Consider the following 1,624-nt stretch of genomic DNA (forward strand, 5'->3'; position numbering starts at 1 on the left):
GCACGAGTGTGCCGTTGGCGGCATGCAGCAGAGCGTCGATCGCGGCAGCGTCGGCGTCGCGCAGTACCGCCGGGTCGTGCGCACCACGGAAGTGCGCGTCGAGGAACGGACCCTCCAGGTGCGCGCCGAGCACGCGGGGGTCGCTCGCCGCAGCGTCGGCGACCGCCTGCAACCGGCTGGCGAGTACCTCCACCGGCGCCGAGACGAGGGAGCAGACGCTGCGGGTCGTGCCATGCGCCGAGTGTGTGTCGACGAGCGACGCGATGCCCTCGGGCCCGTCCTCGACCGACAGCCCTCCGCCGCCGTGGCAATGCAGGTCGATGAAGCCCGGGGTCAGCCAGCGGCCCGCGGCGTCGACGATCTCGGCATGCGTCGGCAGGTCATCGCGCCACGTCGCGCCGATACCCGTCGCCGCGACGCGATCGCCGTCGAAGCACACCCACGCGTCGGGGACGATATCGTCGGCGCCGACCCGCCGGGCGGAGTGGATCACCACCGTCGACCGAACCATCCGGCGCTCTCCTCGTGTTGCTGCGGTACGCGGTCGAGTCTATCGGCGCGGGGTTGCGACTCCGGGGTGACACGGACTCCACTTCAGAGCGCGGCGCGCCAGTCGGCGAGCAGGCGCGCGGTGGCGCGGGTCTGCGCCCACGGCACCTCGGGCGCCTCGGTGCGACCCTCGCGCAGAGCGCGGATCGTCGCGTCGGCCTCGGCGGCCATCGGGCTGACGGTCGCGGTGCGCACCGGTTCGACCGTGCCGTCGGGGCGGCTGATCTCCCCGGCATCCGTGCTCTCCGCCCTACTTCCCCACACGTTCGGGATCGTCAGCTCGCCGCGCGTGCCGCGGATCGTCGCGGTGCGCGGGAGTGCGCGCGTGATCGAGGTCGACACCCGCGCGCGGACGCCGCCGAGGTCGAGCACTGCGGAGGCATCCTCATCGACGCCGGTCTCGCCGATGACGCCCTCCGCCGACACGACGAACGGCTGGTCGAGCCGGCCCGCCCACGCCGCAACACCGACCGCGAGCGAGACCGGGTAGCACCCGGCATCCAGCAGCGCGCCGCCCGCGAGCGAGGGATCGAAGAGGCGACGGATGCCGCGGTCAGCGGCGAAGCCGATCGCCGTCTCGATCTCGACGATCTCACCGAGGTCCCCGCTCACGAGATCACGCACGCGGTCGGCGAACGGCCCGAACCGGTACTTGAACGCCTCGACGAGCGGTAGCCCGGCGGCTTGCGCCGCGACGAGGATCTCCTCGGTCTCGGCGACGTCGATCCCGAGCGGTTTCTCGCAGAGCACCGCCTTGCCGGCTGCGAGCGCGGCGAGCGCGAGCTCACGGTGCGTCGTGTGGACGGTGCCGATGTACACGGCATCCACATCGCCCCGCGCGAGGATTTCGTCGTACGTTCCCGCGATCGGCGCACCGTGTTCGTCCGCGAAGGCGCGGGCACGGATGCCGTCGCGTGCGCCCACGGCGTGCAAACGCCCGAGGGTGGCCGCCGGCAGCGCCCGAACGAAGTCGCCGCTGATCCCGCCCGCTCCGAGCACCGCCCACCGCGCGAGTTCCGTCACACGCCCCACGCTACCCCGCCCCGCCGGGGTTCGCGCCGCGCCGGTCCCGGTT

Annotated in this window: 1 protein-coding gene and 1 pseudogene; both read right to left on the minus strand. The window is 73.3% G+C overall.

From position 1 onward, the window contains the following. Positions 1-511 (minus strand): annotated as a pseudogene (locus WBP48_RS08660) (N-acetylglucosamine-6-phosphate deacetylase); the annotation flags it as partial. Positions 512-594: 83 nt separating this feature from the next. Continuing rightward, positions 595-1,572: a Gfo/Idh/MocA family protein gene (locus tag WBP48_RS08665; RefSeq protein ID WP_424439040.1), complete on the minus strand. Its 978-nt coding sequence runs from the start codon at positions 1,570-1,572 to the stop codon at positions 595-597. Between the last annotated feature and the right edge of the window lie 52 nt (positions 1,573-1,624).

Source organism: Microbacterium sp. (genome assembly GCF_049661145.1).
Taxonomy (GTDB): domain Bacteria; phylum Actinomycetota; class Actinomycetes; order Actinomycetales; family Microbacteriaceae; genus Microbacterium.